The organism is Lysobacter antibioticus (assembly GCF_000731095.1).
GTDB lineage: Bacteria > Pseudomonadota > Gammaproteobacteria > Xanthomonadales > Xanthomonadaceae > Lysobacter > Lysobacter antibioticus_B.
This window is the reverse complement of sequence record NZ_JMTZ01000004.1, coordinates 29,856-44,146: the sequence shown is the minus strand read 5'-3', so window position 1 is coordinate 44,146 and position 14,291 is coordinate 29,856. Positions and strand designations below refer to the sequence as shown.

Annotated in this window: 15 protein-coding genes; 14 read left to right on the top strand and 1 reads right to left on the bottom strand. The window is 61.9% G+C overall.

The genetic code is table 11. From position 1 onward, the window contains the following. The first annotated feature begins 61 nt into the window (after window positions 1-61). From EX88_RS23370 to EX88_RS0101175, 3 genes are all read left to right on the top strand, one after another. Window positions 62-1,672: a hypothetical protein gene (locus tag EX88_RS23370; protein WP_036147805.1), complete on the top strand. Its 1,611-nt coding sequence runs from the start codon at window positions 62-64 to the stop codon at window positions 1,670-1,672. Between the two features lie 64 nt (window positions 1,673-1,736). Next, the gene (locus tag EX88_RS0101180) at window positions 1,737-2,114 is read left to right on the top strand and encodes a hypothetical protein (RefSeq protein ID WP_152566026.1); all 378 of its coding nucleotides are present in this window, start codon (window positions 1,737-1,739) and stop codon (window positions 2,112-2,114) included. A gap of 232 nt (window positions 2,115-2,346) precedes the next feature. Further along, window positions 2,347-2,628, top strand: a complete 282-nt coding sequence (locus tag EX88_RS0101175; protein WP_031370199.1) for a hypothetical protein — start codon at window positions 2,347-2,349, stop codon at window positions 2,626-2,628. A 128-nt stretch (window positions 2,629-2,756) separates the two neighbouring features. Here EX88_RS0101175 and EX88_RS27410 read toward each other — a convergent pair whose 3' ends face one another. Beyond that, entirely contained in the window at window positions 2,757-2,840 is an 84-nt protein-coding gene (locus EX88_RS27410) for a DUF3489 domain-containing protein (protein WP_430536888.1), read from the bottom strand. A gap of 92 nt (window positions 2,841-2,932) precedes the next feature. On the opposite strand from EX88_RS27410, the gene EX88_RS25595 reads away from it, so the two are divergent. From EX88_RS25595 to EX88_RS0101120, 11 genes are all read left to right on the top strand, one after another. Continuing rightward, a complete protein-coding gene (locus EX88_RS25595; RefSeq protein ID WP_152566025.1) occupies window positions 2,933-3,226 on the top strand; it encodes a hypothetical protein in 294 nt (97 codons plus the stop codon). A gap of 480 nt (window positions 3,227-3,706) precedes the next feature. Continuing rightward, the gene (locus tag EX88_RS0101165; RefSeq protein ID WP_031370198.1) at window positions 3,707-4,129 is read left to right on the top strand and encodes a hypothetical protein; all 423 of its coding nucleotides are present in this window, start codon (window positions 3,707-3,709) and stop codon (window positions 4,127-4,129) included. 120 nt (window positions 4,130-4,249) lie between these two features. Next, entirely contained in the window at window positions 4,250-6,022 is a 1,773-nt protein-coding gene (locus EX88_RS0101160; protein WP_051884294.1) for a hypothetical protein, read from the top strand. Window positions 6,023-6,616: 594 nt separating this feature from the next. Beyond that, complete coding sequence (locus tag EX88_RS0101155; protein ID WP_152566024.1) at window positions 6,617-7,063, top strand: hypothetical protein; 447 nt, start codon at window positions 6,617-6,619, stop codon at window positions 7,061-7,063. A gap of 260 nt (window positions 7,064-7,323) precedes the next feature. After that, the gene (locus EX88_RS24970; RefSeq protein WP_081930524.1) at window positions 7,324-7,566 is read left to right on the top strand and encodes a YegP family protein; all 243 of its coding nucleotides are present in this window, start codon (window positions 7,324-7,326) and stop codon (window positions 7,564-7,566) included. A 58-nt stretch (window positions 7,567-7,624) separates the two neighbouring features. Beyond that, window positions 7,625-8,224, top strand: a complete 600-nt coding sequence (locus EX88_RS0101145; RefSeq protein ID WP_031370195.1) for a hypothetical protein — start codon at window positions 7,625-7,627, stop codon at window positions 8,222-8,224. Between the two features lie 306 nt (window positions 8,225-8,530). Then, complete coding sequence (locus tag EX88_RS0101140) at window positions 8,531-9,811, top strand: urate hydroxylase PuuD (protein WP_031370194.1); 1,281 nt, start codon at window positions 8,531-8,533, stop codon at window positions 9,809-9,811. Next, window positions 9,801-10,760: an aromatic ring-hydroxylating oxygenase subunit alpha gene (locus EX88_RS24965; RefSeq protein ID WP_081930523.1), complete on the top strand. Its 960-nt coding sequence runs from the start codon at window positions 9,801-9,803 to the stop codon at window positions 10,758-10,760. Before EX88_RS0101140 ends, EX88_RS24965 begins: the two co-directional genes overlap by 11 nt. A 106-nt stretch (window positions 10,761-10,866) precedes the next feature. Continuing rightward, window positions 10,867-11,868, top strand: coding sequence for a urate hydroxylase PuuD (locus tag EX88_RS0101130; protein ID WP_152566023.1), 1,002 nt, complete (start codon window positions 10,867-10,869; stop codon window positions 11,866-11,868). Window positions 11,869-11,927: 59 nt separating this feature from the next. Beyond that, on the top strand, window positions 11,928-13,229 hold the full coding sequence (locus EX88_RS0101125) for an MFS transporter (protein WP_161786057.1): 1,302 nt from the start codon (window positions 11,928-11,930) through the stop codon (window positions 13,227-13,229). Window positions 13,230-13,290: 61 nt separating this feature from the next. Then, window positions 13,291-14,277 carry a Rieske 2Fe-2S domain-containing protein gene (locus tag EX88_RS0101120; RefSeq protein ID WP_036147804.1) on the top strand — a complete coding sequence of 329 codons (987 nt, stop codon included), beginning with the start codon at window positions 13,291-13,293 and terminating at the stop codon, window positions 14,275-14,277. The last annotated feature ends 14 nt before the right edge of the window (window positions 14,278-14,291 follow it).

Genomic DNA, 14,291 nt, shown 5'->3' with positions numbered 1-14,291 from the left:
TGCGGGCGCCCGAGCCCCCATTAAGGTTTCCGGCAAACCCCACTCGCGCCCGCGTCCGTCCATGACCGACCCCACCCGTCCCGTCGCGCCTCCGCCGATCTTTCCGCTGCCCACCACCGGTTCCAGCTACGACGCTGCGGTGCTGGCCGAAGCCGATCGCATCGTCTCGACCCACCAGTACTGCGGTCGTACCGATGTGGAAGGCATGGCCTACGCGGTCGCCGGCTATGCGCGCCAGCATCCCGAGCAGGGCCAGCAGCTGCAGGACGCGATCGGCTCGCGCTTGCTGCCGATGGATCAGATCGCCTTGACTAATGCGGTGCAGACCGTGCAGCGCCTGGATCAGGCCAAGCCGATCGGCACCCAGCACGGCGTCGCCGTCGATGTCGCTCCCGGCGACAGCGAGCGCAGCGTGCTCGACAAGGGCTACCGGCAGATGGCCGCCGACGCCGGGCTGTCGCCGCAGGCCGCCGCCGAGTTCGCGCGCCGCGCGCCGGCGCTGGACGACGGCACGCTGCACGCGCCGTCGGGCGATCCGCAAAAGCAGGGCCCGGCCATCGACTTGTCGGCCGCACGCGACGGCAAAATCGAACTGGCGCCGACCTCGGCGCAGTCGGGCCTGCTGAAGCTGCTGGCCGCGCAGGACCGCTCCGGCCTGGATCCGAGCGCGCCGACCGGCGCCGCCGCCGGCATTCCGTTCATGCCCGACGGCAGCCGCGCCGGCGCGCCTGGCAACGGCGCGGTCACTCCGGAAATCGCCGCCGAAATGCTGCGCAACATCTCCGAGGGCAAGCCGCCGTTCCGTCCCGATCTCGGCAAAGTCGGCCCGGTGTCGTGGTTCGTCACCGAAGGCAATCCGCACGTCGGCGTCGGCAACGACAAGAGCGTGGTGGTGCCGGTGGAAGTCGCCAACACCAGCGGGAAGCCGCCGCTGCAGTTCGGCGAGCGCGAACTGCTGGAGATCTACGACCGCAAGTACGCCGCCGCTGCCGAAGCGGTGGAGCAGCAGGTGCGCGAGAAGGCCGGCAAGGGCCCCGACGAGCCCCTGTCCAAGCGCAACCAGAACACCATCGAACGCAGCGCCAGCAAGATGGCCGAGCGGCAGATGTGGACCGAGGTCGGCGAAACCGTGGCCAAGTCCGAAAGCGGCGTCGGCAAGGTCAGCCTGCAAGACAGCATGTTCTCGCGCTCGGCCAACGGCGAGTTCACCCTGACCAGCCGCCCCGAGAACGTACGCGTCCAGGGCGGCACGCAAGGCCTGCTCGACGTGATCAAGAACCACGGCGTGAAGGCCGATCCTGAAGTCCTCAAGTCGGCGAACGACCTGGCCGCGCGGGAAGGCTGGGCCGGCAAGGTCGAAGGCGCGTTCCGGGTCGGCGGACGGGTGCTGATCGTGGTCGGCGTGGCCGCCGACGCGTACCGGATCTACACCGCCGAGGACAAGGTCAAGACCGTGGTCGAAGTGGCCGGCGGCTGGGCCGGCGCGGCCGCCGCCGGCGGCGCGTTCGCTACCGTCGCCGCGCCCGTCAACACCACCGGCCCGTGGGGCTGGGCCGCGTACGGCGTCGGCACGCTCGCGACCGGCGCGTTCGGCTACATGGCCGGCTCGGAAATCACCAAGACCATCTACGAGCTGGTGGTGGAAGGCAAACCGATCGAGGTCGGCGGTTGACGGCATGGGCCGACAGCGGCCCGCCCCGATCCGATAGCGCCCCTATTCCGGCAAGATGCACGGCATGAACGCAGAACATCGATCGCACATCCTGCTGCGCGGCCCGGTCGGGCGCTGGCAATCGGCGCTCGGCACAGCCGCAGGCTTGATCGGCGACCGCATCGAATTCCACGACGGCGGCCGCGGCGTGCTGCACAGCTGGTCGCCGGCATTCGGTCAGGAAGCGCTGCCGTTCGAATGGCGGATGCAGGCGCCGGGGCATTTGTTGGTGCGCCAGATCTACGACGACGGCGACGACGAAGTCGAAGCCTGGACTGCACTGGAGCTGGAGTTCCGCGAACGCGCCAGCGACCTGGGCGCGCAGACGGTGCTGGCGGAAAAAGGCGCCGAAGGTTTCTGGCTGATGCTCGATCCGCTGGCCTGGGTCGGCCCGCCGCAGTGACGCGGCGGCGCGGGGCTCGGAAATCACAGGCTTTCCAGCGGCGCGGTGCCGTCGGTGGAGCGACCCTTGAAGTCCGCATCGAGGGTGTTCTACGACCAAGCGAGTCGCCACGCTCGCATTCACGACACTAGATAGCGGTGCCAGTCCTGGTTTGGGCTATCTGCGGCGGCAGGGGGGCACACAGTCGTCACGATCATTCCGCAGCCTTCAAACTTCACTCGCAGGAGCACGTATGAAGATGAATAAGTATCGCGCCGTCGGCACTGCCTTCCTGATGTCGATCGTGTTCAGCGGCGCCGCTCTTGCGGACCGGCATCACTACCAGGTTATCGGCGAGGGCTACGGCCACGACCGCGATCAAGCGTACGAAGCCGCATCGTACTACGCGAACCAAGCTTGTTACTTGGGATGGGGAGAATCCACTCAGGAGGAGACGATCCTCGTCGAAGAGTTTCAGCCGGCATCGGGCTACTGGTACGTCAAGCTGGCGCAAGGCTGCTTTTCGGACGACTAAGCCGAGTGCGGCCAGCGTAATTCAAGCGGCAAGCCGGGCAACGCCCGGCTTGCCGTCGGCGCCGAGTTGCGTGGCCTTGGGCTGGATGCCAGTAGACCCGCTCCTTCTTCCTTAGTAGAGCTCAGCGGCTAGCCCTTCTTCTTCAGGGCGCCCGCAAAGAATCCGCGCACCGAGCGCCGCTGCCATTCGGTCGTTGCCATCACTTGCGCGATGATCGCCCCCCTTCAGACGCAGCAGCAGGCCGGCCACTTGATGCAGCTCGCTCTGGACGCGTTTCCCGGGTGGGTTGGATCTACTGGCCCCGGTGCTGCCGGTGCTGCCGGCATCTATGCCCCGGCCCCAGGTCAGAACTGACTGTCGCATCGATCGCAGTGTTTTCGCCTGCGTCGTCGGCGGCGTTGCCGAGCTCATCGCCATCGGCGTGTTCGGGCTGTGCGAACGCCCCGATTTGGCTGCTGCACGCACGGAACTTCTCACTCGTTGGTTACTGATGCTTTTGCGAGCGAAGTCGCATTCGAACGAAATAGAAGCCGAATTTTGTGAGACGTATCAAGCATCGGTCAAAAAGATTGGCCGCGGCTTCCGCCTAACAGCGTAGTAGCTGGCGATGCGCTAAGACGCAGATGCTTGAACCTAAGGCGACGGTGCTTCCGTCGAATCACAGAAAGGCCATCCAGGAACCTTAAGACTACTTCGTCGCTTTTCGCCCTGTGTCGTTGACTAAGGAAAGTCGCTGCGCGAAGCGCCAGGTTCTGATTCAGGCCTGCGTGTTTTGACGGCAGTCGAGCTGGGCCGTGATGTGGGTATGGAACGAGGCTCCTCTGAATTGTGGAACTGTCGCCGGAACGGTAGCGCCCATTCGGAGTGTCCTTGCAATAGTTCTGCACCGCCATGCACGACGCTGTCGACGTGAGCCGGCGGAAGAAAACTCCGTGCTCCACAAACTGCTCGACGACACTGTTCCGGAAAGCAATGCCATGCGCATCGGTCCCGTGGAGCCAGCGGCATGACCGCCGATGAAGGCGGCAGCGGCGCCTCATCCAATCCTGGAAGCCAAACAAGATAAGGAGATTCCATTATGGCAGGCATCAAATGGTCGGACCCCCAATCCCTGGAGTACATCCCCGACGGCAAGCTGGTGACGTTCACGGCGATGCATCAGGCCGAATACACGCAGTACGTCCAGGTCGTCGACTCCGGCGGTAACCCCATCAGTTTCTATTGCCTGGATGGCACTCAGGAGACCTTCCCGATCTCGGGTAGCGGCGTCAACGTCGGCTTCCTCCAGAACGGAGCCGGCAGGTTCACCATGGCGCACGGGATGCAGGTCCAGTTCGGCAGCAGCGGGCCGTACGTTCCGAAGGTCTCGGCGGGCAATCCAGTCGTGTTCTTCATCAACAAAACACTCGGCGGGGGCAATTTATACGTGACGGAAGACGGTACCGATAACGATTACAACGATACCAACTTCGTGATCCAGTGGTACCAGTACGTGGGCTGATCCGCCTTCGCCCCCGTTCCCGACTGAGGTGGGGGCGGCACGATAACTCATGAATTCCCATGGCTGCCGCGATGGATCGCATGGATTCACCACGGGGCGCAACAATGACGGAGTGCAGCAATGAAGACCCGTATCATTATCTTCGGTGCGCTCGCCGGTACGCTGGCGATGACCGCATCATGTACGAGAACCGAGCCCACTGTCGCCGCTTCATCGATCTCCAAGGATCAAGAAACATCGTTTCCGGGCGGCGCACCGATCACGGCGGCTGACCTGACCGCGACTCCGGCGGCTCTGCCCGTCGCCCCGCCGGCGTACAACTACGACCCCTACAAGCCCAACATCACTCACGAGGAATACGCCCGCTTTGCCTGGCGGCAGTTCATCCACTTCAATTCCCCCGCGCAGAAAAACGGCGTCGATGCCGCCGGCAAGTCTCCGGTAGTGCGGGGGAGCATCGATCCGAGACGCAACTTCGCCGCCTCCGGCGCCAGCGACTTCCATCAAAGCGGCAGAACCGCCCGTTCCAACTTCAGCAGCAATCAGCTGCTCTGGGAAACCTTTGCTCACCGGTCCGAGCTGTTCCCCGTGGGATCGGCCCCCAGAGGGAACCTAGCTGCTTTGGATCCTGAGTACGCCTTCCAAAATGTCAATGTCGCCTCAACCGACGCCCGATTCAACAATCTCGACGAAAATACCCAGATCGGCCAGAACCAGATCTTCTTTCCGAAGAGCGGCAGCACGCCGTCGGCCAATCCCCAGGACGATCACATCATATTGTTTCAGGCCAGGGTGAACCCTGTTGAATATGATTATGTAAAGTCCATCTACAACGCCGAGAAGCCCCCGACTGCACTGGAATTGCCTCCCAACGGGACGAACCCGGGAGAATCCGTGGAGGTCAAGTCGGCATGGCGGGAAATGACTCCCGAGTTGATCGCGTCCGGCCGCTATCACACGGCCGAGGCCCTGTACTACTACAACGAGAATGGTCAGATCCAGGCTCGGGTGGCCACCTTCGGTCTGGTCGGCGTGCACATCCTGCGCAAGATGGAGAACTACCCGACGTTCGTCTACACCACCTTCGAACAGCTGGACAGCCTGACCACGCCAGACAGCAAAGACACCGGGTTGTATCTCGTCAACCTCTATGACCAACTGCAATACGATGCATCGGTACCGCCAGGGACGAGGCCGTCGGCCATCCTCAATACCGGATCCAACCGGACCCTGGTCCCGCTGCCCTTGGCGGGCGCGATAGACAGTGCCCACGGCTACGATGTCATTCCCGGCAAATTCACCGTGCCTAAGGGGTTTTCGGGGCCGATCAAGGTCCAGAATCCACCGGTAGGAACAAGCGCTGTCTATAACGTCAACACCGAAGTCCAGAAAGCCATGGCCAGCACGCCCGAGTTCAAGAATTCGGTGTGGCAGTATTATCGTCTCGTGGGGCTGCAGGTGTTGCCGACGAACGAGGACAGCTCCATCACGCCGAAGACGCCTGATCCGCTTACCCAGGACTATTACCTGGCGAATATCGTGATCGAGAGCAGCCAGCCTGGCATCCAGCTGTTCAAGGGCGGAGTCAAGGATCCCCACCCCGACCAGCAGGACTTCACCCTGCTTGCCAAGCGCGGGCTGCCAAGTATCCTGGGCGTGAAGGCGAAGGGGTTGCGTCCGAATACTCCGACCGACCAGCTGGTGATGGGTGGATGCATGGGGTGCCACGGCAACGCCCAATACCCCAGGGACAAAGTTTCCGGCAAGGGGCCGAGTATCTTCAGCTTCCTGATCGACGGGAACACCATGAGCGGAAAAGGCTTCAGTGCCGACGTGCGGAACGAATCGGCTGCGGAGTTGAGCGCGAAACGTCTGGAGTATCTGTCCTATTAGGTAAGGCGCGGGCCCGGAAGCGTTCGCGCTTCCGGGCGATGCGTGGTGGTCACGCGGTGCCTTCGAGCCTGGGGCAGGCTGCGGAAAGCAGGGGTGGCTCAACCTGATCCCATCGTTGTGCTCAGGAGTTCGGTACTTGGATGGAGTGGAGCCGGAGTACCCGGTGTTGCCCGCGTATCAACTCATTCTGGTAGTGCGCAAGGTCCGATTGATGCAGATCCGGGACGTGGCCGGCGGCGGGTATTCAGCGCGGGCTGCAGTTGGCTGTTCGCAATCTGAAGTATGCAATCCTCGCTGCGGTCTGCGCGCCGGGTAACTAACCTCCCGAGAGCGCACACTCCAATCGCCGAGGGCGACTGGGGTGTGCGCTCTTCCATCGCTGCTTGCGCCGGGACCTGGCCGGGGAGGCTCCGAATATTCACCTTGTGACGTGGCAATCTCCATCCGGACCTATGGGCGCTGGGAATCGGGGCGTAGTTCGCTCACGCCGCGTACTTCCGAGGAGCTGGTGGCGGGGATCGAGTGCACGATCACATGCGTGCTGCGCAATCTTTGCTGTTAGCATTCATTTACATATCGCACTACGACTCCGCCATGAGTGACCCCTACAATTCGAATGGCTTGCCTAATCCAGTTCGTCCGAATAGTTCGGCTCCTGCTAGGCCGATCAACCCGCGACGTCACCGAAAAGTGTCTGTAGGCGAGTTTTTTGAGCGATGGCTCATTGCCTGGAACGTGGTGGGTCTTGTGGTATGCATCGCGCTCACGTTCTTCGGCAGAAGCCAGGGCGGCTTTGGCGGCTTTCTATTCGTGGCATGGCCCTTCCTGTTGGCGCTGGCTGTACATTTTTGGGTTGCCAGCTCTTTAGCCTGCCAAGTTGCCCGTGGCCTTTCGGCATTTTGGGCTCTGCTCCTGTTCGGCCAGTTCTTTCGCTATTCTCAATTCGGGATTACCACCCCGAAGACAATTATGCTGCTAGCGATTGCCGTCCTGCTCGGGCTGAATGCTGTGTTTCTTAAGCCAGCTCAGCAGCGCGACTAAGCCTGGCGCCGTTTAGATGGCGATCTTCTGTCAACTCGCTTATAGACCCGGTGTGGCTGGCTAGCCGAGCTGGGCTGCCCGGTCGGCCTATCGCGAGCAGTGCCCTGGCCGCATCCTCCTTTTGAAGTATTCCAGGCATAAACCCCGACGAGCGGGAACACCGGCCAGCCGCCCACCGCCACGGCCCGAGCGCTTCCGTTGACTATTGGCCGCAAGCAGCATCGAGCGCCGTTGTCCCAGTAACCAGGGGAGGGAGCGCCATGGCTGGTAAACCGCATTTCGAGGTTTATCGGGAAGGCATGAAAGCCGGTGGGCAGCGCTCGTTGTCCAATGCGTTCTTGGCGGGATCTCCGACCGATGGACAGTGGCATTGGCGACTGGTCGGTGGAAATGGGGAGCCGATGGCCTATGGCGAGTCCTACCCAGACAAGGACTCGATGCTGCGGACCATTACCCTCATTGCGAACTTGGGAGGCGCTGAGATATTGGAAGTCAACGGCTAAGGAATTAGCAGCCCTTGTTCCTTCTGTGCGCTCGGCCAGTCTAAGGACGGAACCATTCATGAGGATTCACGTCAGCTATCACCCGTTTGCGCCGGCCGACGCGCACAGCTTTTGCTTCGACGATATGGGCCGCGATGCATGCATCGAGCGCTTGACCCAGCAGCTAGGGCTGGAGCCGGACGCCTCGGTCACGCTGAAAGCCGTCCTGTCGCACGGCGGTTGCGTTCGCCCCGAGGGGATGAGCCTTCGCCAAACGCATGCATACAACATGGCGAAGGTGTCGGACTTGCTATGCAACTGCTGGTATACGAGTAACTACCGCTTTTCCGCGTTGCTGGAGTTTCCCGATTTCGGCCGGTACGTGACCGATTGGCGGTGCCTCATGCCTGAGGGGAGTGTTCGCGAGCCTTCTGCCCATGAGAGGTTCGTGCCCCGCAACGACGTTGTTTTTCTAAGCTGCGAAGGGCTGAAGCGGTTGCGTGCCGATTACGCCGAACATGGGGCCGTGCGCTCGCAGTTGCATCGTGCGTTTCCACGCGGCTGGCTGCCGATTTTCTGGGCGGCGGCGGACTACGCCGTCGCTCGCGATCGTGGGCTGATTGAAGCGATAGACCTTGTACGCCCTGATGCCATCGCGCCGTCGTCGCTTATGGCGTAGTGAGAAATGGTGAGCGTCCGACGTTATGAGGATGGGTGCACAGAAGTGTCCAGCGTCCTGTCCTATAGCGTTGCCACACGTACCGCATCCGCAGCGCGGACCTGGCAGGGAAGGGGGATAGAGGGGGTTTGTAAAACGATCAGCGCAGCTGCTGCAAGCGGCTCGAACGGTTGCACTCGTTTCCCGGGGCTCCAGAAGTCGTCTCTCGCCGTGGCTACAGCGGCCGAGCGTTAAGTCCGCATGCCGAGCCCTCGGCGCGCCGGGGCCGTGCTTGAGTCGCCCTGAGATAGGCTAGGAGATTGCGCAATGATAGGCACTTTGCTCGACTTGGCGGCCGATGTGGCCCGTTGGCTGCATGTACTCGCTGCATTCGGTTGGTTGGGTGCCGGCCTTTGGATAAGGCGCCTGACGCTACGAGCCAAACCGCTCCTGGATCAGCGCTCCGAGCTGGAGGTCTGGGACACGCACAGTCTGTCGTTTTGGCGGACCTCAAAAGTCGCGGCGCCTACCGCAGAAGAGCTGGACGGCCTGGTTTGGTCGTTCAATCAGATTCGCTGGCTGGTCGGCTCTGGCATCGTGTTGTTTTGCCTAATCTACTATCGGCAACCCCTGGCGTATTTGGTCGACCCGAGCATCGCTCCGCTATCGGCTCGGGAAGCGATTGTGGCCTCGCTGCTTGGCCTGGTAGGCGCGCCTGCGATCAACGAGCTCGTCAATCGCATACCGCTGCATTTCAAAACTCTATACATGACCGCGACCATCGCCCATGTCCTCGGTTGGGTGGGGCTGTACGCGAACCTGTTCTCCCAGCACGGCGCCATGATCCAGATCGGCGCCATGCTGGGTGTAGTGATCGCGTCCAATGTTATCTGGTGGCTCTATCCCAGGATGCGTAAGGCGTATAACGCGGTGCTGAAGAGCGAGCAGCCGGATCCCATCGACAGGCTGTACTGGGATCGGCGGGGCCGCCATGCGTACATCACTTTAGCGATCGTCTTCCTGATGCTTTCCAGCCACATGGGAAGTCTCGTCCGGGCTAACGGCCACCCTTTCCTTACCATCACCGCCGTACTCGCTTTGAGCGTGGTGGCCCGATGGGTCCTCGACGCCACCCACCAGAACGGCGGGGTGACGCCGATAGAACCCCGCTGGATCGCTGCGACAGCAGTCCTGGCGCTCGGCCTGGGGATAACCTGGATGGCTTTGCCGCGGATTCCAGCCAAACAGGTCGGCACTCCCGCCAGTACCCAGGTCTCGGCAAGCATCGCTACGCACCCGGCCATGCACCGGCCTGAGCACCCGATAGCGAGTTCGATCGCGAGCTCCGCCGCCATGAGCGCCGTCCCATTGCGCGCCGATGCGATCGTTCAACGGCGCTGCGCGGTTTGCCACGCCGCGCAACCCAGCTACCCAGGCATGGCTTCGCCTCCGCGCGGAATCGTCTTCACGTCCGAAACCCTGCCGCTGTATGCAGGCCTCATCGCCGCTGTAGTGCAGAGCGAACGCATGCCGCCCGGCAACGCCACGGACATGCAGCCGGACGAGCGCAAGGCCGTGACTCAATGGGCGAGCGAGCATGCACGCTGAGCTGCTCCCCTATTGGTACCCGATAGCGCGCAGCGAAGACGTGCGCGAAGGTCCCGTCAGCGTATCTCTGTTGGAAACCGATCTCGTGCTGTATCGGTCCGGCCAAGACATCGTGGTGGCCGCCGATCGTTGCCCGCACCGCGGCATGCGGCTCAGCTTGGGACAGCATCGAGAGGGTGCCTTGATATGCCCCTATCACGGTTTGGCATTCGGGCAGCAGGGGCGCTGCGTCCATATACCGGCGCATCCGCACCTCACGCCATCGCAGCAGTTCCGGCTCTCCACATATCCTGCGGTGGAGCGCTATGGATTGGTCTGGACCTGTCTTGGCACTTCGCCTTCGCCGTTTCCGGAGCTGAGCTCCGATTGGGCCGATCCCGCATTTCGCAAGGTGACGCCCGATCCCGTACCGATCGCCGCCAGTGCGGGGCGACAGGTAGAGGGCTTCATAGACGTGGCGCATTTCGCACACGTGCACACCACGACGTTTGCCGATCCCGCCAACACCGCGGTGCCTGCCTACGCGGTCCAGGTCGACGAAGATGGGTTGCGTTTCGATTACTGCAGCACGGTCTCGAACTACGCCGTCGGCAGTGGGATGACTGCGGAGGGCTTCGTGTGGCGTCGAAGCTTCGATGTTCGCCTTCCATACCTGGCTCACCTGACCGTGCATTTCCCAAACGGGCGCCTGAATATTTTGAACGGCGCCAGCCCGGTGGCGAGCGATCGTAGCGTGCTGTTCTCGCCGGTGTGTTTCGATTTCGAGATCGGCACCGACGAAGCGGTCAAGGATTTCAACGCCCGCATCTTCGCCGAGGACCGTCTGATGGTCGAAAACCAGCAGCCGCGCCATCTTCCGTTGGACGCCGCCGAAGCCTCCTTCGCCGCGGACCTCGCATCGGTTTATTACAGGCGCCTGTTACGACAAATGGGGTTGTCCACCGCATGAGCAGCACCTCTCCACTTCGGTCGAATTCTTAGTGCCGACGGAAGTGGGGTGGCACCAACGCAGCAGGATAGAACGCCTGCCGGATTACCCGGAGGAGGCCATCACGATGGATGCTTTGATCGATTTCATGACCGACATCGTGCGCTGGCTGCATGTCATTGCCGCGATCGCCTGGATGGGCTTCGTGCTGTGGCTGCGCAGGCTGGTGATGAGGGCCCGTCCATTCGCCAGCCCGCCGACGGATCTCGAGGTCTGGGACACGCATAGCCTCGGGTTCTGGAAAACGGAAAGAATCGCTCATCCCACAGCACCCGATCTCGAAGGACTTATCTTGTCTTTCAATCTGATCCGTTGGCTGTTCGCTACCGGCCTGGTTCTTTTCGCGCTGATCTATTACCGGCAACCCCAGATCTACCTGCTCGACCCCAGCGCCCCGTCGCTGTCGTCTCGCGCGGCAATCGCCCTTTCGTTGGTCGGATTCATTGGCGCTCCGCTGATCAATGAGGCGATCAATCGTATCTCCCTGCAGCGCAAGGCCCTCTATTACTTCGCATGCGCCGTTCATCTTCTGGCCTGGACCTCGCTCTACGCGAATTTGTTAGCGCAGCAGGGTGCGATGATTCAGATAGGGGCGATGCTTGGAATAACCGTATCGGTCAACATACTGGGTAATCTTTATCCGGCGACGCGTGAGGCGATGGCCGCGGCGATACGGGGCGAGCGAACCGATCCGGCCAAGAAGCAGTACTGGGATCGACGCAACCAGCATTCATTTCTGCTGCCCGCTATCGTCTTCCTGATGCTTTCCAGCCACATGGGCAGTGCCATAAAGGCCAATGGCCATGCGTTCTTGACCATCGTCACCGTACTGGCCCTCAGCCTGGCTTCGCGCCATGTGCTGGAGATAATCCATCGCAACGGTGGCACGTTGCCGACGCGACTTCGCTGGGTGGCTGCCTCCGCCGCGGTCGTTCTGGCGATGGCAGTGGCGTGGTTGCTAAGCATCGAGCACAAGGCCGATCCCCAAGCCAGGATATACGCCCCTTCCGGCGTTGCCGAAGCCAGCACACCTTCCGCAAGGACGGTCCCGCGCAGATCCGCTTTATGAGCCCCCCGCGCGTATCGCGACGAGTGTGGTCTATCGGTCTGGTGTCCGGGATGGGCGGCATGCTGGTGATGCTGGACGCCACCCTCGCCGCACTCGCTCTTATCGCTGTCCAGGCGGATCTGAACGCACCTCTCGAAGACGCGCAGTGGGTCGTTTCCAGCTATCTGATATCCATGGCCGTTTCGCTGCCGACCTCGACATGGTTCGGCAACCGGTTCGGGCACGGCCGCATCTGGGGCGCCGCGCTGGCCGTCTTCATTGCGGCGTCGATAGGCTGTGCGTTTGCGGCCAGTCTCGAAACACTGATTGCCGCTCGTATCGCCCAAGGGCTGGCTGCCGGCATCTTGCTGCCGACCGGGCATGCCATCCTGATAGCAGGCGCTCAGCGCGACCAAATAGGCCGTGTCTTAGGCGTTGTCGGCACCTTGATCAGCCTGGCCGCTGCGATCGGGCCTGGCATAGGCGGTTGGTTGGTCGACGTCGCCTCATGGCGCTGGCTGTTCTGGATCAACGTGCCGTTAGGAGCGATCGCCGCGGTGTGGGCGGCGAAGGTGATGCCGGGCGGCGTCGCCCAGCACGGCCTTAAACTTCCTCTAGGGCAGCTCTTCCTCATCGTGACCGGGCTGCCTTTGGCTCTGTACGGCGCGTCGGAGATCGCCTCCCGCTATCCAACCGGAAACGGTTGGCTGTCTATCGGCGGCGGCGCCATGTTGCTGATGCTCTTCATCGCGGTTGCCCGTACGAGCAAATCGTCGCTGCTGGCGCTCGAGCTGATGCGGAATCCCCAGTTCCGCGCGTCGTCGCTGCTGGCCGTGGGAAACAGCGCAAACCTGTTCGGAGGGCTGCTGCTGTTCCCGCTGTACTTTCATGCCAAGGGGATGAGCCACTCGCAGATCGGTGTGATGCTGCTATTCATGGGGGCCGGAACGTCCTGTGCGCTGTATCTCGCCGGCCACTTTGTGGATCGCTTCGGCCCCCGGCCGGTGGTCCTGGCCGGAGCCGCCATGCTGGCGGTATCTGCGGCGCCCTTTGCCCTGGTATCCGTGCCATCCGACATCGCTGCGGTGTTCATGTTCGTCCGCGGCATCGGGCTGGCCTGGACTACGAACCCGACCACCGCGGCCGCCTATGCCGCGGTGGACCGAAAGGACATCGGCGGTGCGGCCACGCTGGTCAACATCGTGCAACGCGTCAGCGGCGCGCTGGGCGCGGTAGCGGTAGTCGCAATTATCGGATGGCTGGACGGAGGCGGGGGGCATGGCGAAGTCCGTGCGATGGGACTCATGGTCGTCCTGCCTCTGCTGCAGGCCTGGTGGGGAACCTATCTGACCGGATATCGCGCCATGCGCGAACCGGGTTAACCCTTCCTCGCGTCAAGCCGCACGCTGTCGAGGCGTTACCGACAGAGCGGTCGGAGGCTTTATGAGCTACTCGCAGAAACTCATGGATTACTATTACCCGGTTGCCAGACTGCAGGATCTCGAGGCAGCCACGATAGAGGGTAAGCCGCTGGCGGCCGTGCTGCTCGGCAAGCCCCTGGTGATCTATAAAATTCAAGGCGAAGTGGTGGTTGCAGATGACCGCTGCCCGCATCGCGGCGAAATGCTCTCTGCAGGAGCCGTGAGCGAAGCAGGGTTGCAGTGCCCTTACCACGGCTTGCAATTCGCCCATCTGGGGGCATGCGCAAGAATTCCAGCGCATCCCCAAGTGCAAAATTTGAAGCGGTTCGATCTCTGCTCCTATCCGGCCGTGGAGTCTCACGGGCTGCTGTGGACCAGTCTTGGAGCAGGCGCATTCTATGAGCTTGGGCTTGGGCTTGGGCGCGAGAGCGAAAGCCAGCGGCTGGTCGTGGCGCCACCGGTAAACGTCAATGCTTCCGCTGGCCGACAGGTCGAAGGCTTCATGGATATTTCGCACCTGCCATTCGTACATCGCACAACATTCAGCGAATGCACTGCAGAGGCTATGCCGGCGTATAAGGTCGAATCGTTCGGTCGGGGTTTTAGTTTCGAATACAGTAGCTCGCTTGGAAATTATCCGTTTGAGCATGCGTCGCCAAAGGATTTCACCTGGCGCCGCGCCTATCGAATACACGCGCCTTTCATCGCCATTCTGGATATCTATTTTCCGGACGGGCTATTTACCATCTTCAACTGCGCATCCCCCGTCAGCGAGGAGCAGTGCGTCTGGTTCTATCCCATCCAATTCGATGAATCGTTGGGGTTGGGCTCGGATGCGGAGGTCAATGCATTCTCGCAAAAGGTGCAGACGGACGATCTTACTGTCGTGGAAAGGCAACGCCCCAGATACATCGATCTGACCAGCGACTCCGAGCAATCCTTCGGCGCAGATTTGGCATCCACTGCCTATAGGAAAATGTTGCGAAACCTTGGGCTGGTCAAAGCCTGAGCTTCTGCGGCGTT